The sequence below is a fragment of the Stenotrophomonas sp. Sm2128 genome (assembly GCF_030985535.1).
Classification (GTDB): Bacteria; Pseudomonadota; Gammaproteobacteria; order Xanthomonadales; family Xanthomonadaceae; genus Stenotrophomonas; species Stenotrophomonas maltophilia.
In genome coordinates, this window is sequence record NZ_JAPTFQ010000026.1 from 21799 (window position 1) to 45364 (window position 23566).

A 23566-nucleotide genomic window follows, 5' to 3' on the forward strand; every position below is an offset into this window, starting at 1 on the left:
CCCTGTTACGCGCTTCGGGCCACAATGGCGCCATGAGCACGCAACGTATCTCGGACAAGGTGGCCGCGCAGCTGCGCGGCCTGGTGCAGGACCAGCGGCTGCAGCCGGGCGACCGGCTGCCGGCCGAACGCACCCTGGCGGTGCAGCTGGGGGTCTCGCGAACGGCGTTGCGCGAGGCCATCGCGCAGCTGGCCAGCCAAGGCCTGCTGACCGCACGGGTCGGTGGCGGCACCTACGTGGCCGAACCGGCGGCGCGCGCGCGGCAGGCGCTGGATGAACCGCTGGCGCCGTATCTGCCGCTGTTCCAGGGCGACCCGGAATACCGCTTCGACGTACTGGAGATCCGCCATGCGCTGGAAGGCGCCACCGCCTGGCATGCGGCCCTGCGTGCCACCGACGAGGACCGCACGCGCATCGCGCAGGCCTTCCAGACCATGATGGACGCGCACGGCAAGGACGACCCCACCGGTGAAGCGGAGGCTGACGCGGCCTTCCACCTGTCCATCGCCGAGGCCTCGCACAACCTGGTGCTGCTGCAGGTGATGCGCGGCCTGTTCGAACTGCTGCAGACCAACATCTCGCAGAGCCGCGAAAAGCTCTACACCTCGGCGAGGACCTTCTCGCCGCTGTCCGACCAGCACCGCGAGATGATGGACGCGGTGCTGGCCGGCGACCCCGAACGCGCGCGCGCCGCCGCGCATGCCCACCTCGAGTTCGTGCACACCACGCTGCGCACGCTCGATGACAACGAAGCCCGGCGTGCGCGGGCCTCGCGTCTGCCTTCCCCACACGGTTGACCCCATGATCATCTCCGCCTCCACCGATTACCGTGCTGCAGCGCAACGCCGGCTGCCGCCGTTCCTGTTCCACTACATCGATGGCGGCGCGTATGCCGAGCACACGCTGAAGCGCAACGTTTCCGACCTGTCCGACATCGCGCTGCGCCAGCGCATCCTGCGCAACATGTCCGACCTGAGCCTGGAAACCGAGCTGTTCGGCGAAACGCTGGCAATGCCGGTGGCGCTGGCGCCGGTCGGCCTGACCGGCATGTATGCCCGGCGCGGTGAAGTGCAGGCGGCGCGCGCGGCCGACAGCCGCGGCATCCCGTTCACGCTGTCGACCGTATCGGTGTGCCCGATCGAGGAAGTGGCACCGGCGATCCAACGGCCGATGTGGTTCCAGCTGTACGTGCTGCGCGACCGTGGCTTCATGCGCAATGCGCTGGAGCGGGCACAGGCCGCGGGCGTGACCACGCTGGTGTTCACCGTGGACATGCCGGTGCCGGGTGCGCGCTACCGCGATGCCCACTCGGGCATGAGCGGCCCGAACGCCTCGCTGCGCCGTATCGGCCAGGCCATCACCCATCCGCACTGGGCGTGGGATGTCGGCCTGTTCGGCCGCCCGCATGACCTGGGCAACATCTCCACCTACCGTGGCAACCCGACCGGGCTGGAGGATTACATCGGCTGGCTGGGCAGCAACTTCGATCCCTCCATTTCGTGGAAGGACCTGGAGTGGATCCGCGAGTTCTGGAAGGGCCCGATGGTGATCAAGGGCATCCTCGACCCGGATGACGCGCGTGATGCGGTCAGGTTCGGTGCCGATGGCATCGTGGTCTCCAACCACGGTGGCCGCCAGCTGGACGGCGTGCTGTCCACCGCACGCGCACTGCCGGCGATTGCCGACGCGGTACAGGGTGATTTGAAGATTCTCGCCGATTCGGGCGTCCGTACCGGCCTGGACGTGGTGCGGATGCTGGCGCTCGGTGCCGATACCGTGCTGCTGGGGCGTGCCTTCGTCTATGCGCTGGCCGCGCAGGGCGAGGCCGGCGTGGCCAACCTGCTGGACCTGATCGCCAAGGAGATGCGCGTGGCGATGACACTGACCGGTGCGCGCCGCATCGCCGACATCGGCCGCGATTCGCTGGTCAGCCTGCCATGAGTGGCCACGATGCCGTGCTGGCACAGTTGCGCGACGCGGTCGGCAGCCGCCATGTGCTGACCGGCGACAAGGGCACGCGCCGCTTCCGTCGCGGCTACCGCTTCGGCGATGGCCCGGTACTGGCGGTGGTGCGCCCGGGTACCTTGCTGGAACTGTGGCGCGTGCTGCAGGCAGCGGTGCAGGGTGGGGCGGCGATCATCCTGCAGGCGGCCAATACCGGGCTGACCGGTGGCTCGACCCCGGACGGCGATGACTACGGCCGGCCGATCGTGCTGGTCAGTACGCTGCGCCTGACCGGCATCCAGCTGTTGAACGAAGGCCGCCAGGTGCTGTGCCTGCCCGGTGCCACGCTCGACCGCCTGGAGCAGACGCTGGCACCGCTGGGCCGTGAACCGCATTCGGTGATCGGCTCGTCCTGCATCGGCGCCTCGGTGCTGGGCGGCATCTGCAACAACTCCGGCGGCGCGCTGGTGCGCCGTGGCCCGGCCTACACCGAGCTGGCGCTGTACGCGCGGGTCGATGCGCAGGGCCAACTACAGCTGGTCAACCATCTCGGCATCGCGCTGGGCGATACGCCCGAGCAGATCCTGCAGCGCCTGCAGGCGGGCGACTACAGTGCGTCGGATGTGGGGGACGGGGACGGCCGCGCAGCCTCCGATCCGCGCTACGCCGACGAAGTGCGCAAGGTCGACGCCGATACCCCGGCGCGCTTCAATGCTGATCCCAGCCGCCACTACGAGGCTGCCGGTTCGGCCGGCAAGCTGGCGGTGTTCGCGGTGCGCCTGGATACCTTCGAAAAGGAGGCCGCCGAAGTCTTCTACATCGGCAGCAACCGCACCGACAGCCTCACGGCGATCCGGCGCCAGCTGCTGACCGGCTTCGAGCGCCTGCCGATTGCCGGTGAGTACATCCACCGCGATGCCTATGACATCGGCGAGCGCTACGGCAAGGACAGCTTCCTGCTGATCGATCGCCTCGGCACCGCACGTGTACCTGCCGCGTTCGCATTGAAGAGCCGCGTCGACGGCTGGTTCGAACGGCTGGGACTGCGTGGGGTGACTGACCGGGTGATGCAGGTTCTGACCGGCCTGCTGCCCTCGCACCTGCCCAAGCGCATGGGCGAGTTCCGCCAGCGCTACGAGCATCACCTGTTGCTGAAGGTCTCTGCCCAGGACGCTGCGGAAACCGAGGCCTGGTTGCGCGGCTTCTTCGCCGGGCACGAAGGCGGCTTTTTCCACTGCACGGCCGAGGAGGGGCGCAAGGCGTTCCTGCATCGCTTCGCCGTGGCCGGTGCCGCGGTGCGCTACCGCGAAGTGCATCGCGGGCAGGTGCAGGACATCGTGGCGCTGGACATTGCCCTGCGCCGAGATGACGGCGACTGGTTCGAGCAGTTGCCGGCCGATATCGACGGCCGCCTGCTGCACAAGCTGTATTACGGGCACTTCCTGTGCCACGTGTTCCACCAGGACTACATCGCCCGCAAGGGTGAAGACCCGATGGCGATCGAGCACGCAATGTGGGCATTGCTGGACCAGCGTGGTGCCGAGTACCCGGCCGAGCACAATGTCGGTCACCTGTACCCGGCCAAGCCGGCGCTGGCCGGGTTCTACAGGCAGCTGGACCCGAGCAACACGTTCAATCCCGGTATCGGCCAGACCTCGAAGGCCAAGGGCTGGGGTGGCTGCGATTGCGGATGATGTAGAGCCGACCCTATGCTCGGCTGCTCCTGCCGACATACAGCAGACGAGCATGGCTCGACGCCGCCCGGGCAACGGTTACCATCGGAAGCCCATCCGCAGGAGCCATCCATGCCCACCGCCGCCGTCCGCGCCACCCTGTGCACTGCATTGCTGGCGACCCCGCTGCTGGCGCTGGCCCAGAGCGCGATCCTGCCGCAGCAGCGCGATGCCGCCGGCAACGTGATGGAGCCGCTGGGACAGGTACTGATCGCGAGTGAGACTGGACCGTCGGGGCTTTATGACTGCACGCGGGACGGCAACTGGTGCGTACGCGTGCAGCCGGTTGCCGAGGAGGGTGACCGGCCGACCGTGTTGGAAGTGCTTGAGAAGGCACCGGGCCAGGGCAAGCCGCACACCTACCACGTCAGCATCGACGTGCCGCAGGAAAGCGAGCTGTCGCTGTGGCCATGGATCGTGCGGCTGGCCCCTGGCGTGGGCAGCGATGAACCGGTGACCGACCCGCAGCAGCGCGCCCGCCAGAATGTGCTGGTGGGTGGCATCGTCAAGTTCAGCACCATGTACTCCGGTGGAGGTGCCGACGCGTCCACGCTGCAGCTGGCACGCGTGCGTCACCTGCAGGACGACATCCAGGTGGACGACGACGTGCTGACCGTGCCATGGCTGGGCAATGCGATGATCCGCGCCTGTTTCAGCGAGCAGGACATCAGGCAGCGCGCCGGTGCCTGCCACGACGAATACGGGTTCTCGGCGAAGCTGGCGCTGGATACGGTTGCCGAGGGCATGCCAGTGCTGCGCTACCAGACCGTGGCGACCCGGTACCCGGCCGGTGTTTCGCGCTTCGAGGATTCGCTGGCCAGGGGGCCGCTGAAGAAGCAGGATCTGCGCATCGAACAGGACCCGGCGTGTACCTACACCCGGCTGTTCCGCTTCGGGGCGGGGATGTTCCACCCGGACCAGGCACTGCCGGACTGTGCCGGCTATACCGAACCCTGAAATGTAGCGTCGAGCGATGCTCGACGGGTCTTCGGACGGGCGGCGCGAAAAGCCAGTCGAGCATGGCTCGACCCTACAAAAGCGGTGGCGGCGCTTACTCGCAGCGCGTGGACGTGATGATGTTGTCCTTGTCCACGAACACGCGCAGGCGGTCCTGGCGGATGTCCTTGGTGGTGATGGTGCTGGGGCCGATCGGGTTGACCAGGCCGGCACCACTCTCGCGGGACAGGCGGCGGATGTTGGGCTCGTTGGCCGGCTGGCCGATCGCCCAGCCTAGCTGGCTGGCGTCGCAGCGGCCGCTGCCTTTGACTTCCGGGCCAGGGGTGCTGACGCAGGCCGACAGCAGCAGGGCAGAGGCCGGCAGCAACGGGGACAGACGGAATGCAGACATGCGAGCGCTCCTGCGCAGGGGAAGATGGCGGGAACGATAGCACCGAGCGTGCGAAAGGCGTCAGCACCCCGGTCATTGCCGGCACAGCGTGGTCATTGCATAGTGGGAGCAATGGCTGGCAATACGCCAGCGGGCAGGCCGGGCCTTTCCGGCGCAGGTGTTGGATACGGGATACGGTATGACGGCAGGCAGCTTCCGCGGCAAGGACAAGACGATGACGGCGCTGGTGTTGTCGTTGCTGGGCGTAGCGTTTGCCGCCTCCGCCTCCGCCTCCGCCTCCGCTGCCGATCCGGAACCCGCGCCGGTCGAAACCCCGGTATTCGGTGCCTGGCGCAACCTGCAGACCGAATCCGGCTACGCACCGGCCCAGCGTAACCTGGCCTTCGCCATGCTGCCGCAGGCGGCCACCCGCGGTGACCGTTTCGCCATTCTTGACCGCGAAGGCAAGCGCACGGTGTGCTGCCTGCAGGTGGCCAGCCCCTCGCTGGGCGTGGCCGCGCTGCGCGAGCAGTACCACCTGCCGCAGGCCTGGGTGACCGACCTGAGCAATGGCCGCAGCCCCGCACGTCCCTATGTGCCGCACGTCTATGCGATGCAGCGGGTGGACGAGCTGGCCGACTACAGCTTCGCCGATGTGCCTGGCGCCTACAGTGACCTGGGCGGGCTGCTGATTCCGGAAGGTGCCGCGCTGGAGGCCGACGGCAGCGCCGTGCGCCTGGGGGACACCCGCTACCCGCTGCATTTCCAGCGCCAGCCGCACGCCGATGACGATGGGGCGCTGGACCGCTACAGCCTGCAGGCCGGCGAGGGTGCCGCCCCGATCGTGGTTGAAGTGCCGTTCGGCACCTACTGATTGCAGCTTCGCACTGGCTAGAATGCAGCGCGGCGCTGTCTGCCGTGCCTGCTCCGTGAGTCGTTGCCGTGTCCCTGCGCCCCTTCCTGCTGTCGTCCCTGCTGCTGTTGTCCGCCTGTGCCAGTGCGCCGCCGCCGCCGGCCCATTCCGATGCATTGTGGCGATTGATCGAACGTGACTGCCGGGGCCCCGAAGGTCCACGCGGCGACTGCCTGCACGTGGAGACAGCCGCAGACCGCCGCGATGTGCTGGTCAAGGATGCGCACGGCGACTACCAGTTCCTGCTGATGCCGCTGGACAAGGTGAGCGGTATCGAGAGCCGCAGCCTGTACCAGCGTGGTGCACCGAACTACTTCGCTGCCGCCTGGCAGGCGCGCAGCCACACCGAACAGGCCTTGCGGCAACCGCTGCCGCGCAACGTCGCGAGCCTGGCATTGAACTCGCCGCACGGCCGGTCACAGCACCAGCTGCATATCCATGTGGATTGCCTGCGTGCCGACGTGCTGCAGGCGCTGGACACGCAGGCTGCCGCCCTCGGCAGCCGCTGGGCACCGTTGCCGGTGCTGCTGCGCGGCCATCAGTACCAGGCACGCCTGCTGCCGGGTGCGGAACTGACCGCCAATCCGCTCAATCTGCTGGCCTATGACCTCGCTGGCGTGGACGACGTGGGCCAGTGGAGCCTGGTCGTGGCCGGCCGGGACGCCGTGCAGGGCGCCCCGGGCTTCATCCTGCTGGCGACCCGGGTGGACGCCGGCACCGGCAACGAGGCCAGCGCCGAAGAACTGCAGGACCACGCCTGCTCGGTGCTGACCGGCGCAGGCGACTCCCTGGAGCGGGTCCGCTAACTCTGGGGCTGCTGGCGGCTGCGCCAGACCGGTGCGGTCAGCGCCAGCAGCTGGCGATCCTGCCAGCCATCCAGATCCAGATGATGGTCGCGCAGCAGGCCTTCCTGCTCGAAGCCGAAGGCGTGCAGCGTAGTGGCGAACGGGTCACTGCAGTCCGGCGGCAGCATCACGAACAGGCGGTGCAGGCCGACATCCTCGAACAGGAACGGGCACAGTGCCTGCAGCATCGCGTCGGTGTGCGCGTGCCAGTGCTGCAGTGACAGCAGCTCGGCGCAGCGCGAGTGCAGCGAATGCAGGCGGACGTGCAACTGGTCCAGCACGGTGCCGTGCTGGTCATCGAAAACACCCAGCAGCAGCTGGTCGTTGTCCTGCTCCAGCCGCGAGCGATGCATGTGGGCAAGGAAGCGGGCTTCTTCGTCGATACCGGCCGGATGGCGGCGCCCGCGCCGGCGGCGGTCGTCGAACAGGCGCCAGGCCGGCAGATCGGCCCGCTGGAACGGGCGCAGGGTGACCGGTGCCATCTGCAACTGCAGCAGATGGCGGCGCGACACAGGGCGCAGCGGGGGGAGGAGGGATGTGGGGTACGGGGTCATCATCCCCGGAACGATGGCAATGCCCGGTTCGCCAGACCATTCAAAAGATTGCAAAAACGCGACGATCACCGGGCGGAGCCTGATTCGGTTCAGGCATAAGTCCATCAGGGCTGGTCATTTCCGTTGAAACCATCCATTCAGGACACTTTCGTTACGGGATCGTTATGCGCCGCGCAGGCCTCCGGTCCCATACCACCCGTCCAACTCCCCCAGGAAGCCCATGTCTGCCTCCCACAAGGCGCTGCGCCCGCGTCCGCTGGTGCTCGCGCTGTCGTCCCTGATGCTGGTGTCGTCGCCGGCCTTCGCGCAGGAAAGCGCACCCACCTCATTGCAGGAAGTGAAGGTCACCGGCTCGCGCATTCCGCGCGCCAGTGTCGAAGGGCCGTCGCCGGTGACCGTGATCAGCCGCGAGCAGATCGACGCGCAGGGCTACCGCAACGCGTTCGACGCGCTGAGCGCCCTGACTGAAAACACCGGCAACGTGCAGGGGGAGGACTTCGGCAACACCTTCACCCCGGCCGCCAACACCATCAACCTACGCGGGCTGGGCCCGAACCGCACGCTGGTGCTGGTCAACGGCCGCCGCCAGGCCGACTACCCGCTGGCCTACGAGGGCTCGGTGAACGTGGTCAACCTGGCCAACATTCCCAGTGCGCTGATTGAGCGCATCGAGGTCTTGGCGGCCGGTGCGTCGGCGGTGTATGGCTCCGACGCCATCGCCGGCGTGGTCAACATCATCCTCAAGGACCGCTTTGAGGGTGTGGACGTGAACGTGCGGGCCGGCGGCACCCAGCAGGGCGGTGGCGACAACCAGCGCGCGCAGGTGGTTGGTGGCAGTTCCGGCGAGCGCTGGGATGCGCTGTTCGGCTTCGAGTTCGATGTGCGCAAGGCGATCCATGCGCGCCAGCGCGATTTCATGGACTCGCTGGATGATGACCCCGCCGGCAAGGCGCCGCAGGCGACCGCGATCGCGTATCGCCGCAACGCCGCTACCGGTCGCAACATCGATCCGGGCGCCAATGGCTGCGACGCGGCGTCGGATATCTATGGCGGCAGCGTGTTCCGTGCCTTCAACCCGCGCCAGGGCTGGTATTGCGGCAGCAACGAGGCCGCCGCCAGCTACTGGACGGTGCAGACCGAGAAGCGCAACCTCAACGGCTACGGCCTGCTGACCTTCCACGTCAACGAGACCACCGACCTGTTCGCCGATCTGGCCGTGGGCAGCGCACGCATCACCAACAACACCCGTGCGCCCACCTGGACCTCGGCCCGCAACTACTTCTACAACCAGACCACCGGCAACCTGGAAAGCTGGTACCGCCGCTTTGCGCCCGAGGAAATCGGTGGCCTGCCGCGCAATGCCAATCGTTTCCTGGAAAATTCGTGGTCATTCAACGTCGGCGCGCGCGGCCAGATCGGCGACAGTGGCTGGGACTATGAGGCGGTCTACAGCCGTTCGCGTTACGAGAACCGCACCCGCCGCCCGGTGCTGCTGGCCGGGATCAACGAATACCTGCTTGGCCCGAAGCTGGGCGTGCGCAATGGTGTAGAGGTCTATGCGCCGGATCCGGCGCGCCTGTTCCAGCCGCTGAGCCCGAACGAGTACCAGAGCCTGTCCGGCTACCAGGAGAGCCGCAACGCGGCGTGGCTGCAGACCTTCAGCGCCAGCGTCAACGGCCGGCTGTTCGCACTGCCCGGTGGCGACGCTGCGCTGGCCGCGGTGGTCGAGGCTGGCAGCCAGGGCTATCGCAATCGACCGGACCCCCGACTGGGCACCGGTGAATTCTGGAACACCAGCGCCGGTATTGGTGCCGGTGGCGAGCGCGACCGCTATGCTGCCGGCGTGGAGCTGCAGCTGCCGCTGCTGCAGTCGCTGACCACCACCCTGGCCGGGCGCTATGACCAGTACCGTGCCGGTGGTGAGCACATCGGCAAGGCGACCTGGAGCTTCGGCGTCGAGTTCCGGCCGATCGAGAGCCTGCTGATCCGTGGTACCGCTGCCACCAGCTTCCGGGCGCCGGACATGAACTACGTGTTCGCGACCGAGACGCGTGGTTACAACCCGGGCATGACCGACTACTGGCGCTGCCGCACCGCAGGCCAGTCGTATGACAACTGCGACTACAACGGCCTGTCGATCGATTACAGCAACCGTGCCAACCCGCAGCTGCAGCCGGAGTCGGCCAAGTCGTATGGCTTCGGCGTGGTCTGGTCGCCGCTGGCTGGCCTGGATTTCAGTGCCGATTACTACGACATCCGCATCGACAACGAGGTGACCAGCCTCGATACCAGCCGCATCCTGCGCGACGAGGCCGATTGCCGGTTGGGAAAGACGCTGGGCGGCGAAGCGCGTGACATCGGCTCACCGCTGTGCCGGGACGCGCTGTCGCGTGTGATCCGCAACCCGTCCAATGCAACCGTGCAGCCGGACCAGGTGACCCGTGTGCTGATCAACCCGATCAACGCCGCCTCTGAATCGGTTCGCGGCCTGGACCTGAAGGGCAACTGGCGTTTCGATGCCGGTCGCTATGGCCGCTTCACCACGCGCCTGGCCTACACCGTGGTGCTGGAGCACAAATACCGGCAGTTCTCCGATGATCCGGAGCGTGACATCCGCAATTCGCTGGATGACTACCAGTGGCGCAGCAAGGCCAACGGCAGCATCACCTGGAACCAGGGTGACTGGACCACCACGCTGTACGGCAACCGCTTCGGCTCGCTGCCGAAGACCGATGGCAGTGGCCGCATCGCGCCGTACATGACCTACAACGCCAGCGTGTTCCGCCAGTTCGGCGAGAACCTGTCGGTGGGCGTGATCGTCAACAACCTGCGTGACAGCCGCCCGCCGGCGGACAAGAACGGTGGCGGCTGGCCGTTCTACCCGGTCGGCAACTACGACCCGTATGGCCGCCAGTACTGGGTGCAGCTGGACTACCGGTTCCGCTGATCCGGCAGGCGAACGAAAGGCCCGGCATTGCCGGGCTTTTCTTTGTGCAGTGCATCCGTGCTGCCGTCGCGCACGTGGCATGCTGTGGCGATACACGGAGGAGGATGCGCATGGATGTCAGGGGGTGGAGCGTGATTGCCGTGCTGGCCATTGCAGGTTGCAGTGGCAGGCAGGCGGCCAGCGTGGAGGATGCCGCGGAGGTGGCCAATGCCGCGCCTGCGCCGTCCCGTTCCAACCCCGCGACCGATGCTGTATCAGCGCGCGTGCCAACGGCATCGAGTACCACGACGGCTGCCCCTGGGCTCGCGCAACCGGAAGGTCACTTCCTCGAGGGCGAGCGCATGCTGCTGAACGAGGGTGCGGTGTCCGCACAGAAGAGCGAGGCGGTGCTGGGTTCCGACAAGGCCTTCGCGCAGGTGATCAGCCAGTTCGAGCGCGATGCAGCCGGTCACCCGGAAGTGCAGGACCTGACCCGGCTCTACAGGACGGCCGCGACCCGGCGCATCGGCAACGACGGCACGCTGGTGTCTTTCGCCTGTGGCTACAGCCTGTGTGTTGGCGAGATCCGAAGCCGTACCGACGAGGATTTCAGTGCCTGGTCCGAGGCGATCGGCATGGACAAGGCGGCCCCGGTCTACAGCCTTACCATCGCGCCGATGACATGGGGCAGGGACCAGCGCGGTGGGCGTTTCGTGTTCTCGGTGGACCCGGCCGCCAACGGCATCGCGGGCCCGTAGCACCGGCGGATGACCGGCGCCACGGCGCGTTACGGAAGCGCCTGCAGCAGGTATGACTCGATGACGTAGCTGAAAGGCTGCTGCTGGCGATCGCGCAGCAGGGCACGCACCTCCAGGATCACGCCGCGGTCGCCTTCGCCCCGCGGCGGCCAGAACGTCTGGTCGGCCAAGGTCTGGCGCTGGAAACCGAGCGGGCCGACCACGCGACCGAACGGTTCATCGGTGCTGTCCAGCACCTGGTTCATGGCCGGGCTGAGGTGGCCAGGCAGGTACCAGTTGTCGGCCTCGGACAGTACGCGGCTGCCGCAGACCAGCTGCACACGGCGATAGCGCAGGTCGGCACCCGGCTTCACGCCCAGCGCCTGCAGCACGTCGGCGGGCGCGGGCTTGTCCTGGCCGTGTACGCGCACTGCGCGCACCCGCGCCTGTTCGGCCAGGCCGTGCTCGGCGCACCATTGTTCCAGCGTGGCAGTGGCGCTCTGCCCGGACAGCACGCGCTGGTGCAGGCGCTCGACCAGTGCAGCCGGGGCAATGCGCTGCTGGCCCGGCGGCGACTGCAGCGGCGCGGCAGCCGCTGCATCGGTGGCGGACAGGCTGGCGATCGGGGCAGCGGCAAGCAGGGACGCGGCCTGCCAGCGGCGGAGACGATCGTGGCGGTCGGACGGGCCCATGCGGCATCACAGCGGAAACAGGCGCCCATGTTACCCGTTCAGGGGTGTGCACGGCGTGGCTGCGACCGGTTGTCGCAGGGCAGTCATCGTTCTCGTGAATGCGTGCCATCCAGATATTTCGTTGGCCGATGGCTGCGGCGAGGCGCACGATGGCGCCATTCTTGGCATTCCGGGAGTTCCCGATGACCCTCCAGTTCGTCCATGGCGGTGTCGACCGCGACGGTGCGCCACTGCATTTCCATGTCCGTGATGGCCGCATCAGCGGGCTCAATGGCGAGGCCACGCCGGTCGAAGGGGCGGAATGCGTCGACCTGCAGGGCTTCGCGGTGCTGCCCGGGCTGATCGACGGCCACATTCACCTCGACAAGAGCTTCGTCGGCGACCGTTGGCACCCGCACCAGCCGGTGAACAGCCTGCGTGAGCGGCTGGCGGTGGAGAAGGCGGCGGTGGCGGGTGCGGCAGCGATGGTGGACCGTGCCGAGGCGCTGATCCGCCAATGCAGTGCTTTCGGTACGGTGGCGATGCGCTGCCATGTCGATATCGACGGCAGCACCGGTCTCGGCCATCTCGAAGCGGTGCGCGAGGCGGCACTGCGCTGCGCCGACATCATGCGGATCCAGCTGGTGGCGTTTCCGCAGGCCGGGGTGATGTCCTGTCCCGGCACCGCCGCCGTACTGGAGCAGGCGCTTGCCGCGGGCGTGGAGGTGCTCGGCGGCATCGACCCGACCACGCTCGATGGTGATGCCGAAGGCCAGCTGGCGCTGCTGTTCGGCCTGGCCGAGCGTTACGGCGTGCAGCTGGACATCCATCTGCACGAGCCCGGCGAAACCGGCCTGGCCCAGCTGCTGCGCATCGCAGCGCGGACGCGGGCCGCCGGCCTGCAGGGGCGGGTTGCGGTCAGCCATGCCTATTCGCTGGGCGAAGTGCCGCTGGCGCGCGCGCTGCAGGTGGGCGAAGCATTGGCCACGGCGGGTGTGGCGATCATGAGCAACGCGCCGGGCGATCATCCGTTCCCGCCGCTGCGCGCGCTGCATGATGCCGGTGTACGCGTGTTCGCAGGCAATGACAACATCCGCGACTGCTGGTGGCCGTACGGTAACGGCGACCTGCTGCAGCGCGCGATGTTGCTGGGCTACCGGTCCGGCTTCTACACCGATGCAGACCTGATGCTGGCACTGGACATGGTCACCACCCACGCCGCGCAGGTGATCGGCCTGCCGCAGCATGGCATTGCCGAAGGCCAGCCAGCCACTTTCGTGGCGGTGCGTGCCGACCACGGCCCTGCTGCCGTGGCTGGGGTGCCCGTGGAACGCCGCGTGGTGGTCGACGGCCGCTGGCTGTAGATCCACGCCACGCAATCCCCTGTAGTGCCGAGCCATGCTCGGCGGCCTTTCAGACGTAATCGTCGGCGCGGGTGGCAACGAATTCCTCAAGCCACGCCAGCAGATGGGCGATGTCGATGACTTCGCCCTGTTCGACGCGCTTGAGCAGCAGCGTGCTGGCGCCGATCTGCAGGCTGCTGTCGGCATAGCGCAGCACCGCATCGATGCCCCAGGCATCGGTGACCTGCATCCAGGCCAGACCCGGCACGCGCTGGGCCAGGGTGTCACCGAACGCCACGCCCAGCGCTTCCCAGCCATCGCAGTCGGCACGGTCGATCAGCTCGGCATCGACCACGCGCTGCAGTGTGCTGGCCGCCAGCGGCCACTGCACCGGCAACGTCGGGAAGCCGGCCGCCACGCGCGCGGCGATCAGCGAGCGCTGGTGCTGCAGATGCGTCTGCAGCGCCGCAGGCAGCGGATCGAAGCGGGTGGGGATTTCATCGGACATGGCAGGCGCCGTGGAGCACGGAAACAACAGGCACTCTACGAGGCGATTGTTGCCCGCTATAGGGCCGGAGTGACCATGTTTCGATGCGTGATGCGCGAAAGGCATCCACGCATGGCGTGGATCTACCGTGGTCAGTCCGGTTCGCGCTGCACCTGCCGCCACAGCTCGCTGGCCAGTGCGCGCACGGCATCATCGGCGTCCGCGCGATGCAGCAGGCCGATCTCGTAGTTGTCGATCACCGGCAGCTCGCGCTCGCCATCGATGAGGCGGTGCTCGCGGCTGACCGCGCGGCGTGGCAGCAGGCTGATGCCGATGCCATCGGCCACCGCGCCCTGGATGCCGCTCAGCGACGAGCTGGTGAAGGCGATGCGCCAGCGCAGGCCCAGCGCTTCCACGGCATGGATCATCTCGTCGCGGTACAGCCCGCGCGGGGGGAAGGTGACCAGCGGCAGCGGGTCCTGCTGCAGGCAGCTGCTGCGCAGGCTGTCGATCCAGTGCATCGGCTCGCGCCGGCAATGCACCGCCTGGCGGCTGTTGCGGCGTTGCTTGACCAGCACCAGGTCCAGCTCACCGTGGTCGAAGCCCTGCGCCAGGTCGCGGCTGAGGCCGCTGCTGATCTCCAGCTTCACCTGCGGGTGGCGACGGCTGAAGGCGGCCAGCATGCGCGTGGTCTGCGCGTTGACGAAATCCTCGGGCACGCCGATGCGGACCGCGGTCTCCACCGTCGCACCGGCCAGCGCCTGCGCCATTTCCTCGTTCAGGTCGAGCATGCGCCGCGCGTAGCCGAGCAGGGTGTGGCCGGCATCGGTGGGGTGCACGTCGCGATGGCCGCGTTCAAGCAGGCGATGCCCGGCCAGTTCCTCCAGCCGGCGCACCTTCTGGCTGACCGTGGACTGGGTCGAATGCAGGCGCGTGGCCGCCGTGGTGAAGCTGCCGCAGTCGGCCACCATCACCAGCGCCCGCAGCAGGTCCAGTTCGAACAGGGGTCTATTCGATTTGGCACTGTCTTGCATTTGAACATTTCACTTCTGGATACCCAGACCGACTTCTACCATGCAGGGCAGGGGCCGGCAATGCCCGGCTGTTGCTACCGTCGCACGGCGTTCCGTGGCGACGGACATGAGGAGACACTGTCATGCGCGTCCATCATTCCGCTGGCTGGCCTGCGCCGTTAACGCGCGTGCTGCTGTTGTGCCTGCTGGCCATGGTCACCCCCGCCTGCACCGCCACGTCCAGGGCCGACGCAGACGCGCGCCTGCGGGATGCTGCCAGCCGCGGCGACGCCGATGCGGTGCGACAGGCGATCGAGGATGGCGCCACGCTGGAGGCGCGCGATGGCCAGGGCCGCACCGCGCTGCTGCTGGCCACGCATGGCAACAACGTGGATGCCGCGCGTGAGCTGATCGAGGCCGGGGCAGACGTCAACGCCAAGGACGCGTTGCAGGACAGCGCCTACCTGTACGCCGGTGCGCGCGGCCTGGACGAGATCCTGGCGATGACCCTGGCGCATGGCGCCGACCTGCGCAGCAACAACCGCTATGGCGGTACCGCGCTGATTCCGGCCGCCGAGCGCGGTCACGTCGCCACCGTGCGCACGCTGCTGCGGGCCGGTGTGGCGGTGGACCATGTCAACCGGCTGCACTGGACCGCGCTGCTGGAAGCGATCCTGCTCGGCGATGGCGGTGCGCGCCACGTGCAGATCGTGCAGCTGCTGCTGGAGGCCGGTGCCGACCCGGAGCTTGCCGACGGCGACGGCGTGACGCCGCTGGCGCACGCGCGCCAGCGCGGCTATACCGGAATTGAGACCCTGCTGCGCCAGCACGGCGCGGTGCGTTGAATGCAAACCCCTTCCACCCGCACGCTGGGCGTGCCCATCAGGATGCTGTCCATGTTCCGTTCCCGTCCGTTGTCCCTTGCCATCCTCCTTGCGGTAGCACCGCTGTCGGCGTCTGCCGCCGAGCGCGCCGACCTGATGATCCGCAATGCCACCGTGGTCGATGTCGAGCACGCCAGCACGCTGGCCGGGCAGAGCGTGGTGATCCGTGGCGAGGACATCGTCGCCGTCGGCCCGGACGCGCAGCTGCGCAGCCAATGGAGTGCGGCCCGCCAGATCGATGCCAAGGGCAAGTACCTGATTCCGGGCCTGTGGGACATGCACGTGCACTTCGGTGGTGGTCCGGCGCTGATCGAAGAGAACAAGGCGCTGCTGCCGTTGTACATCGCGCACGGCATCACCACCGTGCGTGACTGCTCCGGCGACCTGCCCGAGCAGGTGCTGCAGTGGCGCGGCGAGATCGCCAAGGGCACGCTGTTCGGCCCGCGCCTGCTCAGCTCCGGTGCGAAGATCGAAGGCATCAAGCCGGTCTGGAAGGGCACGATCGAAGTGGGCAGCGAGGCCGACGCCGACAAGGCGATCGCCCGCCTGCAGCATGACAAGGTCGATTTCGTGAAGATCACCGACAGCACGCTGAAGCCGGAACTGTTCCTGTACTCGGCCAGCGCTGCGCGAAAGGCCGGCTTCAAAGCCTCGGGGCATATTCCGATGGCACTGACCGTGGAGCAGGCGGTCGATGCCGGCCTGGCTTCGATCGAGCATCTGGACTACGCATTCAAGGCCGGCAGCAAGGATGAAGCGCAGATCGCCGCCGACTTCGGCGCAGGCCGCATCGACCGTGCCGAAGCCAACCGGCGCCTCGACGCCAGCTTCGACCGTGACACTGCGATGCATGCCTACCGTGATTTCGCAAAGCGCGGTGTATTCGTGACCCCGACCCTCAACGGTGGCCGCATCCTCGACTTCCTTGACCAAGATGACCACGCCAACGATCCGTACCTGGCCTACATCGGCCCTGGCCTGCGCGCGACCTACCAGTGGCGCGTGGACCGCGCAGCCAAGGCCACGCCGGCGCAGATTGAAGCGCGCCACGCGCAGTACCACCAGGTGGCCGCGGTGCTGCCGCTGCTGCAGGAGGCGGGCGTAACGATCATCGCCGGTACCGATGCGGGCTTCCTCAATTCGTTCAACTTCCCGGGCATCGCGTTGCACCAGGAACTGCAGCTGTTCGTGAAGGAAGGCCTGAGCGCGCCGCAGGCGCTGTCCGCCGCAACCCGTTCCGGTCCGGCCTGGTTCGGCCAGATGGACCGCTACGGTGGTGTCGCACAGGGCAAGGCCGCCGATCTGGTGCTGCTGACCGCCAACCTGCTGCAGGACATCGCCGCCACCGAGAAGATCGACAGCGTGATCCTGCGTGGCAGCGTGTATGACCGCGCTGCGCTGGACAAGATGTTGGCTGATACCAAGGCCAAGGTGGCGGCGTGGAATGCCGAGGCGGCGAAGAGGCAGTGATCGACAGGGTCAGAGCCCTTCCCGGCGGGAAGGGATCCGACCCTATGGGGTTGGACGGCATCCACGCCATGCGTGGATGACGCGGCCGTTGGCCTAACGCGGTGCCGGCCGCATTCCATGAAGTTGCGGCAGTGCGGCCTTCATCGCATCGATGAAGGCGCGCAGCCGCGGCGGCTGCTGGCGCGCAGCAGGAAACACGACATGCACCGGCAGTGCCGGCGCCTGCCAGTCCGGCAGCAGCTGCACCAGACGTCCTTGTGCGAGGTCGTCGGCCACCAGCCAGGCCGAGACCACCGCTGCGCCCAGCCCGGCGCGTGCAGCCTGCTGCACCACGAACAGGTTGTCGCTGAGCAGGCGCGGGCTGATCGACAGCGTATGCGCGCGACCCTGTGCGTCATGCAGCAACAGGCGTTCGCGGTAGTAGGTGACCAGTGAGATCCATGGCAGTGCCTGTGCCTGTTCTGGTGTGCTGATCGCGGTGGACTGCACCAGCGACGGTGCCGCCACGACGATGCGCGGCACTTCGGCCAGCGGCAGTGCGACCATGCGCGGTTCGTCGACCGGTCCCACCCGCACCGCGCAGTCGATGCCTTCTGCGATGAAGTCCGGGCGCCTATCTTCCAGGATCCACTCCAGGCTCAGCTGCGGGTGCTGGGCCAGGAATGCCAGCATGGTCGGCAGCAGCTGTGCCTGGCCGAACGCGTGCGGCACCATCACCCGCAGGCGTCCGCGCAGCGTTTCCGGTTCGCCGTGCAGTTCGGCCTGCAGCGACTCCCATTCGTCGACCACGCGTTGCGCATGACGCTGGCAGCGCAGGCCATCCTCGGTCAGCTGCAGGCCGTGGGTGGAGCGCTGCAGCAGGCGCAGGCCGAGCTGTCGCTCCAGGGCCTGCAGGCGTCGGCTGACTGTCGGCTGGGTGGTGCCCAGCAGCACGGCCGCGGCAGACAAGCTGCCGGCATCGACGATGCGCAGGAAGGTGCGCAGCAGATCCAGGCGATCCGCACCGGTTGCGAGGTCATTCATGCGTATGGCGTATGAAGAATATGTAATAAAGCCTACTACAGACGTTTGGCGAATACCGGCAGGATACGTCCACTTCCTCCACCGGACTCCCCCATGTCTACCCCTTCGCTATCCGTCGCCGCCGCGCCCGTGACCGCACCCTCCACCCCGCTGGTGCTGGCAATGGCGGCCGGCGCCGGCTTCTCGGTCGCCTCCCTCTACTACAGCCAGCCGATGCTGGGCCTGATCGCTCAGGACCTCGGCGCAGGCGAGCGCGCCGCCGGCCTGGTACCGACCCTGACCCAGCTCGGCTATGCACTGGGCATCCTGCTGCTGGCACCGCTGGGCGACCGCTTCGACCGCCGCACCCTGATCCTGTTGAAGTCCGCGTTGCTGGCACTGGCACTTGGCGCCGCAGCGATGGCCGGGCACCTGCCGGGGCTGCTGATGGCCAGCCTGCTGGTCGGGCTGATGGCCACGCTGGCGCAGGACATCGTGCCTGCCGCTGCGGTGCTGGCGCCGGATGCACAGCGCGGTCAGATCGTCGGCCGGGTGATGACCGGCCTGCTGCTCGGCATCCTGCTGTCGCGCGTGGTCAGTGGCGTGGTGGCTGAAGCATGGGGTTGGCGCACGCAGTTCGTACTGGCCGCGGTATCGGTGGCGGCGATGGGCGCGCTGATGGCGCGTGCGCTGCCGCGTTTCGCACCGACCAGCACGCTGCGCTATCCGGCGTTGCTGGGTTCATTGCTGGCGTTGTGGCGCGAGCAGCCGCAGCTGCGCCGTGCGGTGGCCAGCCAGTCGTTGCTGGCAGTGGGCTTCAGCGCGTTCTGGTCGACGCTGGCGCTGATGCTGCATGCCCGCCTGGGCCTGGGCAGTGCGGCGGCGGGTGCGTTCGGTATCGCCGGTGCGGCCGGCGCATTGGCTGCGCCGTTTGCAGGACGTTTCGCCGATCGCCTGGGTTGCCATGCCGTGGCGCGGCTGGCGATCGCAGTGGCGCTGCTGGGTTTCGGGCTGCTGCTGGCCGAAGCCTGGTTGCCGGCCGCCGCGCTGCTGCCGCTGCTGGTGGTGAGTGCGCTGCTGTTCGACTTCGGTTTCCAGTCAGCGCTGGTGGCGCACCAGACGCTGGTCTATGGCCTGGTGCCGCCGGCCCGCAGCCGCCTCAATGCGCTGCTGTTCACGGGCATGTTCATCGGCATGGCCGCCGGCGGTGCGCTGGGCAGCCTGGCGCTGGCGCAGTGGGGGTGGCACGGCGTGGCCTGGCTGGCAGTGGTGTGTGCGGGCGGCAGCCTGCTGCTGCGCTTGAAGTAAGGGGGGTGTTTGGCAGGGCTTGCAGCCCTGCACCTGCGGTAGTGCCGGCCGCTGGCCGGCAACAGCACAAACAGCGGGTTTACTGTAGGCAGGCGGGGTGGGACCGATTGCGGGGTGTCAGCCGCATGGATGCGGCTGACAAGCTTACAGGGACGCACTTGCAGCGTCCCCGCACTCCGACACCGCCGCGCCATCCCACGGAGAGCCCGTTTTTGATTTTGCTGTTGAGGTTGCCGGCCAGCGGCCGGCACTACCGTGGGTGCAGGGCTGCAAGCCCTGCCGAACAACCCCCTAATCGTGACCGCTGTCGTCCAGGCTGATGATGCCGCGCCGCAGCGCCTGGGTCACCGCGTGCGTGCGATCGCCCACGCCGAGCTTGTCCATCAGGCTCTTCATGTGCGCCTTCACCGTCTGCTCGGAAATCTGCATGCGCTCGCCGATGCGCTTGTTCGACAGGCCACCGGCCACGTGCCGCAGTACTTCGGTCTCGCGCGGCGACAACCGGTCTTCCACCACATGCGCGGCGATGCTCGCCGCCACCGCTGGTGGAATCGGCGCGCGCCGGCCGCCCGCAACCATGCGGATCGTGTCGACCAGCTCGTGGCGCAGCATGTCCTTCAGCAGGTAGGCGCTGGCGCCGGCCTGCAACGCCCGCACCGCACGTACGTCACCGCGGTAGGTGGTCAGCACGATGATGCGCGCGCGCGGGTCCATCGCGCGGATCCGCACGATGGCTTCCACACCATCCAGGCGGGGCATCTGCAGGTCCATCAGCACCACGTCCGGCTGCAGCTGCTGGTAGCGTGCGATGGCTTCCTCGCCGTCGGCGGCTTCACCGAGCAGGCGCAGATCGGGTTGTGCGCCCAGCAGGGCGGCCAGGCCGTCACGCAGCAGCGGGTGGTCGTCGACCACCAGTACGCCGATCGGGGCAGGGGTTTCAGTCATGGCTCGTTCTACTCCAGGGCCAGCGCCAACGTGATGGGCGGCGGTGATACAGGCGCCGGGCGGGAACTGCCAGCGCGACTTCGGTCCCCAGCCCGGGGCGGGTCCACAGCTGCAGTTCCGCGCCAAGGCGCTGCGCGCGCTCGCGCATGCCCTGCAGCCCCCAATGGCCATGGCCGGCATTTTCGTCGGCGATGCCCACGCCATCATCGCGCACGTGTAGAAGGAAGCACCGCGTGCCGTAGGACAGCTCCACTTCGATGGCGCTGGCATTGGCATGGCGCAGCGCATTGCGGATCGCCTCGCGTCCGATCAGGAACACTTCCTCGGCGGCATCAGCCTGCAGCGGTGGGTGGGGGCCTTCCACGGTCAGGCGCAGCGGATTGGTGCCGTGCCCGGCATACTCGGCGTGCACATCGGCCAGTGCCGAAGCGAGGTCGCGACCCGCGAACGGCCCCTCGCGCAGCGCATTGACCCGCTCGCGGCCCTCGGCCAGGTTGCGCTCGGCCAGCTGCATCGCCGACTCCAGCTGGCTGCGCACCGGCTCGGGGGTCTGGGGTGACTGGCTGATCGCATGCAGGCGCAGGATAAGGCCCTGGCTGCCCTGCAGCAGGGTGTCGTGCAGGTCGCGCGCAATGCGTTCGCGTTCGCCATTGCGTTCCTGCAGGCGCGCACGGAACAGCGCGGCCAGCTGCCCGCTGCGGATGCGTACTACCAGCACCAGTAGTGCGAGCACGGCGGCGGTGCACAGCAGTTTGAACCACACGGTCTGGATGAAGGTAGGCGCGATGCGGAAGCTGCGGCTGGCCGGTGCGGTGCTCCAGATGCCGTCCTCATTGGCGGCTTCCACCTCGAACCGGTAGTTGCCTGGCGCGAGGTTGGTGTAATACGCGCGGGTGCTGCTGCCCGCGTCCTGCCAGCCATCGTCAACGCCGGACAGGCGATAGCGGTAGCGGTTGCGTTCCGGGCGTGCCAGCGACAGCGCCACGTAGTCGATCTGCAGCTGGCTGGTGCCGGCCGGCAGGCGCAGGCCGTCCCGCAGTGGTTGCCGTTCGCTGCCATGCAGCACGTCGCCGATGCGCACGCTGGGAGCCATCGTATTGACGTGCGACCGGGTGGTGTCCAGCCAGGCCAGGCCCTGGTTGGTGGCCAGCCATAGCAGGCCGTCGTCGGCCAGCACGGCGGTGGGGATCGGTCCGCTCTGCAGGGCGATGCCCGGCATGCCATCCACCGCATCGAACAGGCGTGGCGTCACCGGCTGCCCGGTACGCAGCGCCCGCCGCAACTGATCGCTCCCCAACCGGACCAGGCCACGACTGCCATTGAGCCACAGGTGACCGTGCGCATCGGCAACCATGCCGGTGATGCCCTCCAGCACGCCGGCCATGTCGGTGTTGACCGGCATGAAGCGGCCATTGCCGAGGCGGGCGGCCAGCCCGGCCTCACCGGCCACCAGCAACAGGTCCTGGTGGTGCAGCAGCGCGGTGACCGGGCCGACCAACAGCCCGTGGTTGGCATCGAAGGTTTCGATGCGGGTCGCGTCCATGCTGCGCAGCCGACCGTCGGCATAGCCGAGCAGCAGCTGGCCATTGGCATCCAGCGCCAGTGATGAGCAGGCCTGTTCGGGCAGGCGCGTTTCGCGCTGCCACTGGCCGTGCAGATAGTGCAGCACGCCACGTTCACCGGTGCAGACCCAGGCCTGGTCGTCATCGGCGAACAGCAGGGCATGCAGCGGTTGCCCGGTGAAGGGCTCGGGCAGCGGAATCAGCGTGGTGTGGCCTGCCACCGTGCGTGCCAGGTTGACCCAGTCGAACTGCCAGATCGGCGTGGGCGCCCGGCGCGCGGCCGCCTGCAGTTGTGCGGCGCTGCCTTCCAGCAGTGGCCGGCGCAGGTCGTACGGCTTGAGGTCCTCGCCGTAGCCGTACACACGCCCATCGCTGGCCCGCACCAGCGAGCGATAGGGATCACTGGGGCCGACCGCCAGCGTGTGCACGCTGCGCATGCGGAAGCGGTTGAGGCCCAGATTGGTGCCGACCCAGAGATTGCCTTCGCGGTCGGCGATGATCGGCACGGCCGAGGTGGCGGTCAGCCCGTGCGGCGAATCGAAGCGCTCCATGCGCACGGCGCGGCTGCCGTCGAACGTGACCCGGGCCACACCGCCATGCGGGCTCATCGTGGCCCATAACGCGCCGTCGGCAGTGAACTGCAGGCGTGCGGCGACCAGGTCCGGCAGGCGTCGCGCTTCGCGTTCGCTGTCTGGCAGCAGGCCCTGCGCATTGGCCAGCGGCGAGGTGCCGCGCACACGGTCGGCCAGCCAGACTTCGCCCTGGGGGCTCTCGGTCAGCGTCGCCATCTGGGATACAGCAATGCCGGTGTCCTCGAAACGCGGTTGGCCTGCAGGACGCATCCAGATCCTGAGGTTGGCCAGTACCCAGAAGGTGCCACGGCTGTCGTGCAGCACCCATTGCACGCGGTGTTCCGGAACGCCCGTGTCTGCGGGCAGCGGCTGCCAGCGCTGGCCATCGAACTCGCGCAGCCCTCCATTGATGGCTGCCCACATCCGGCCGTCGCGGTCCTGGCTGAAGTGCGGTACCACGCCAACCGGCACGCCCTGGCCGCGGCCGTAGTTGTACAGCTGGCCGCGCGCGAACCGGCTGATGCCTGCCTGGAAGTAGCCGATCCACAGTGTGCCATCGGCGCTGTGTTCCAACGTGACCATGTTGGTGGACGGGTAGCGGGTGCCAGCCGGTGGCGCCTGCCGTTCGAAGCGACGTCCGTCGAATCGGTACAGGCCCGAACCGGTAGCCAACCACAACAGGCCGTCACGGTCCTGGCTGATGTCCCAGATGTCACCGGGTGCACCCTGGCCGACCCGCCAGGCGGTGTGCTCGTAGCCGGGCAACCCGCTGCTCACGGCCGGCCGCTGCACGGCGAGGGCGGGCAGGGCGGTCCACAGCAGCAGGCACGCCAGCAGCGCCGGCAGGCGACGCAGGAACGGGAAGGGGCGGCCATGCATGGCGCGCATTCTGGCAGGTGCGGGGCAGCCGCGGGTGACCCGAACGGGGTAGGCGCCTGGTGCCGTGGTCGGCTATCACGCCGGCATGTCCTGTGGAGTCCGGCCATGCAGCGCCTGTTCGTGATGTTCCCCGACCGCGGGCCGGGCATCGGCCTGCTGTGGCTGCGGCTGTGCGTGGCCGCTGCATTGTGCACGCCGGGCACGCACGCGGGCTGGCTGTCGGCGCTATGCCTGCTGGCGGTGGTGATGCTTGCACTGGGCGTATTGACGCCGCTGGCGGTAGTGCCGGCAACACTGGGCCTGTATGCACAGGCACTGCCGTGGCCACTGGTGGTGTTGCCGCTGGCTTTGCTGGCGCTGGGGCCTGGCGCCTATTCACTGGATGCGCGGTTGTTCGGGCGCCGCCTGCTCGGCCGTCGGCCTCCCCCATTCGGGTAGGTGCTGGCCTCGA

Annotated in this window: 21 protein-coding genes; 13 read left to right on the forward strand and 8 right to left on the reverse strand. The window is 68.2% G+C overall.

The genetic code is table 11. From position 1 onward, the window contains the following. Positions 1–32: 32 nt before the first annotated feature. From lldR to O0K41_RS09715, 4 genes are all read left to right on the forward strand, one after another. Positions 33–797 carry a transcriptional regulator LldR gene (gene lldR, locus O0K41_RS09700; protein WP_043035208.1) on the forward strand — a complete coding sequence of 255 codons (765 nt, stop codon included), beginning with the start codon at positions 33–35 and terminating at the stop codon, positions 795–797. Positions 798–801: 4 nt separating this feature from the next. Then, positions 802–1941 carry an FMN-dependent L-lactate dehydrogenase LldD gene (gene lldD, locus O0K41_RS09705; RefSeq protein WP_099604930.1) on the forward strand — a complete coding sequence of 380 codons (1140 nt, stop codon included), beginning with the start codon at positions 802–804 and terminating at the stop codon, positions 1939–1941. After that, complete coding sequence (gene dld / locus O0K41_RS09710) at positions 1938–3638, forward strand: D-lactate dehydrogenase (RefSeq protein WP_088437074.1); 1701 nt, start codon at positions 1938–1940, stop codon at positions 3636–3638. The genes lldD and dld overlap by 4 nt, the downstream gene beginning before the upstream one ends. Before the next feature lie 111 nt (positions 3639–3749). After that, entirely contained in the window at positions 3750–4634 is an 885-nt protein-coding gene (locus O0K41_RS09715) for a hypothetical protein (RefSeq protein ID WP_049451829.1), read from the forward strand. Positions 4635–4728: 94 nt separating this feature from the next. On the opposite strand, the gene O0K41_RS09720 is transcribed toward O0K41_RS09715, so the two are convergent. Continuing rightward, the gene (locus tag O0K41_RS09720) at positions 4729–5025 is read right to left on the reverse strand and encodes a hypothetical protein (RefSeq protein WP_164221546.1); all 297 of its coding nucleotides are present in this window, start codon (positions 5023–5025) and stop codon (positions 4729–4731) included. Between the two features lie 178 nt (positions 5026–5203). Here O0K41_RS09720 and O0K41_RS09725 point away from each other — a divergent pair, with 178 nt between their 5' ends. Both O0K41_RS09725 and O0K41_RS09730 read left to right on the forward strand, forming a co-directional pair. Beyond that, complete coding sequence (locus O0K41_RS09725; protein WP_111108302.1) at positions 5204–5878, forward strand: decarboxylase; 675 nt, start codon at positions 5204–5206, stop codon at positions 5876–5878. Between the two features lie 68 nt (positions 5879–5946). Beyond that, positions 5947–6723, forward strand: a complete 777-nt coding sequence (locus tag O0K41_RS09730; RefSeq protein WP_049451833.1) for a CDP-diacylglycerol diphosphatase — start codon at positions 5947–5949, stop codon at positions 6721–6723. Here the strand turns inward: O0K41_RS09730 and O0K41_RS09735 are convergent. Continuing rightward, complete coding sequence (locus O0K41_RS09735; RefSeq protein WP_049451835.1) at positions 6720–7319, reverse strand: GNAT family protein; 600 nt, start codon at positions 7317–7319, stop codon at positions 6720–6722. The two genes, O0K41_RS09730 and O0K41_RS09735, sit on opposite strands and share 4 nt — an antisense overlap. Before the next feature lie 217 nt (positions 7320–7536). On the opposite strand from O0K41_RS09735, the gene O0K41_RS09740 reads away from it, so the two are divergent. Continuing rightward, positions 7537–10263 carry a TonB-dependent receptor gene (locus tag O0K41_RS09740; RefSeq protein ID WP_099604771.1) on the forward strand — a complete coding sequence of 909 codons (2727 nt, stop codon included), beginning with the start codon at positions 7537–7539 and terminating at the stop codon, positions 10261–10263. A 110-nt stretch (positions 10264–10373) separates the two neighbouring features. Further along, complete coding sequence (locus O0K41_RS09745; protein ID WP_164221548.1) at positions 10374–11000, forward strand: hypothetical protein; 627 nt, start codon at positions 10374–10376, stop codon at positions 10998–11000. Between the two features lie 29 nt (positions 11001–11029). Here O0K41_RS09745 and O0K41_RS09750 read toward each other — a convergent pair whose 3' ends face one another. Continuing rightward, positions 11030–11671, reverse strand: coding sequence for a hypothetical protein (locus O0K41_RS09750; RefSeq protein ID WP_164221550.1), 642 nt, complete (start codon positions 11669–11671; stop codon positions 11030–11032). A 182-nt stretch (positions 11672–11853) separates the two neighbouring features. Here O0K41_RS09750 and O0K41_RS09755 point away from each other — a divergent pair, with 182 nt between their 5' ends. Continuing rightward, on the forward strand, positions 11854–13014 hold the full coding sequence (locus O0K41_RS09755; protein ID WP_099604770.1) for an amidohydrolase family protein: 1161 nt from the start codon (positions 11854–11856) through the stop codon (positions 13012–13014). Between the two features lie 49 nt (positions 13015–13063). On the opposite strand, the gene O0K41_RS09760 is transcribed toward O0K41_RS09755, so the two are convergent. Further along, positions 13064–13501: a DUF3806 domain-containing protein gene (locus O0K41_RS09760; protein ID WP_049451840.1), complete on the reverse strand. Its 438-nt coding sequence runs from the start codon at positions 13499–13501 to the stop codon at positions 13064–13066. Positions 13502–13632: 131 nt separating this feature from the next. After that, positions 13633–14514, reverse strand: coding sequence for a LysR substrate-binding domain-containing protein (locus tag O0K41_RS09765; RefSeq protein ID WP_164221552.1), 882 nt, complete (start codon positions 14512–14514; stop codon positions 13633–13635). 122 nt (positions 14515–14636) lie between these two features. On the opposite strand from O0K41_RS09765, the gene O0K41_RS09770 reads away from it, so the two are divergent. Both O0K41_RS09770 and O0K41_RS09775 read left to right on the forward strand, forming a co-directional pair. Next, positions 14637–15338 carry an ankyrin repeat domain-containing protein gene (locus O0K41_RS09770; protein WP_164221554.1) on the forward strand — a complete coding sequence of 234 codons (702 nt, stop codon included), beginning with the start codon at positions 14637–14639 and terminating at the stop codon, positions 15336–15338. Positions 15339–15389: 51 nt separating this feature from the next. Then, a complete protein-coding gene (locus O0K41_RS09775; protein ID WP_308304496.1) occupies positions 15390–16847 on the forward strand; it encodes an amidohydrolase family protein in 1458 nt (485 codons plus the stop codon). A 93-nt stretch (positions 16848–16940) separates the two neighbouring features. Here the strand turns inward: O0K41_RS09775 and O0K41_RS09780 are convergent, their stop codons facing one another. Beyond that, complete coding sequence (locus O0K41_RS09780) at positions 16941–17870, reverse strand: LysR family transcriptional regulator (RefSeq protein ID WP_049451846.1); 930 nt, start codon at positions 17868–17870, stop codon at positions 16941–16943. 93 nt (positions 17871–17963) lie between these two features. Here O0K41_RS09780 and O0K41_RS09785 point away from each other — a divergent pair, with 93 nt between their 5' ends. After that, positions 17964–19157, forward strand: coding sequence for an MFS transporter (locus O0K41_RS09785; protein ID WP_108270429.1), 1194 nt, complete (start codon positions 17964–17966; stop codon positions 19155–19157). A gap of 291 nt (positions 19158–19448) precedes the next feature. On the opposite strand, the gene O0K41_RS09790 is transcribed toward O0K41_RS09785, so the two are convergent. Both O0K41_RS09790 and O0K41_RS09795 read right to left on the reverse strand, forming a co-directional pair. After that, entirely contained in the window at positions 19449–20102 is a 654-nt protein-coding gene (locus O0K41_RS09790) for a response regulator transcription factor (protein ID WP_005413756.1), read from the reverse strand. Then, positions 20095–23124, reverse strand: a complete 3030-nt coding sequence (locus tag O0K41_RS09795; protein ID WP_088437067.1) for a sensor histidine kinase — start codon at positions 23122–23124, stop codon at positions 20095–20097. Before O0K41_RS09795 ends, O0K41_RS09790 begins: the two co-directional genes overlap by 8 nt. A gap of 96 nt (positions 23125–23220) precedes the next feature. Here O0K41_RS09795 and O0K41_RS09800 point away from each other — a divergent pair, with 96 nt between their 5' ends. Then, positions 23221–23553, forward strand: coding sequence for a hypothetical protein (locus tag O0K41_RS09800; RefSeq protein WP_005410012.1), 333 nt, complete (start codon positions 23221–23223; stop codon positions 23551–23553). Positions 23554–23566: the final 13 nt, after the last annotated feature.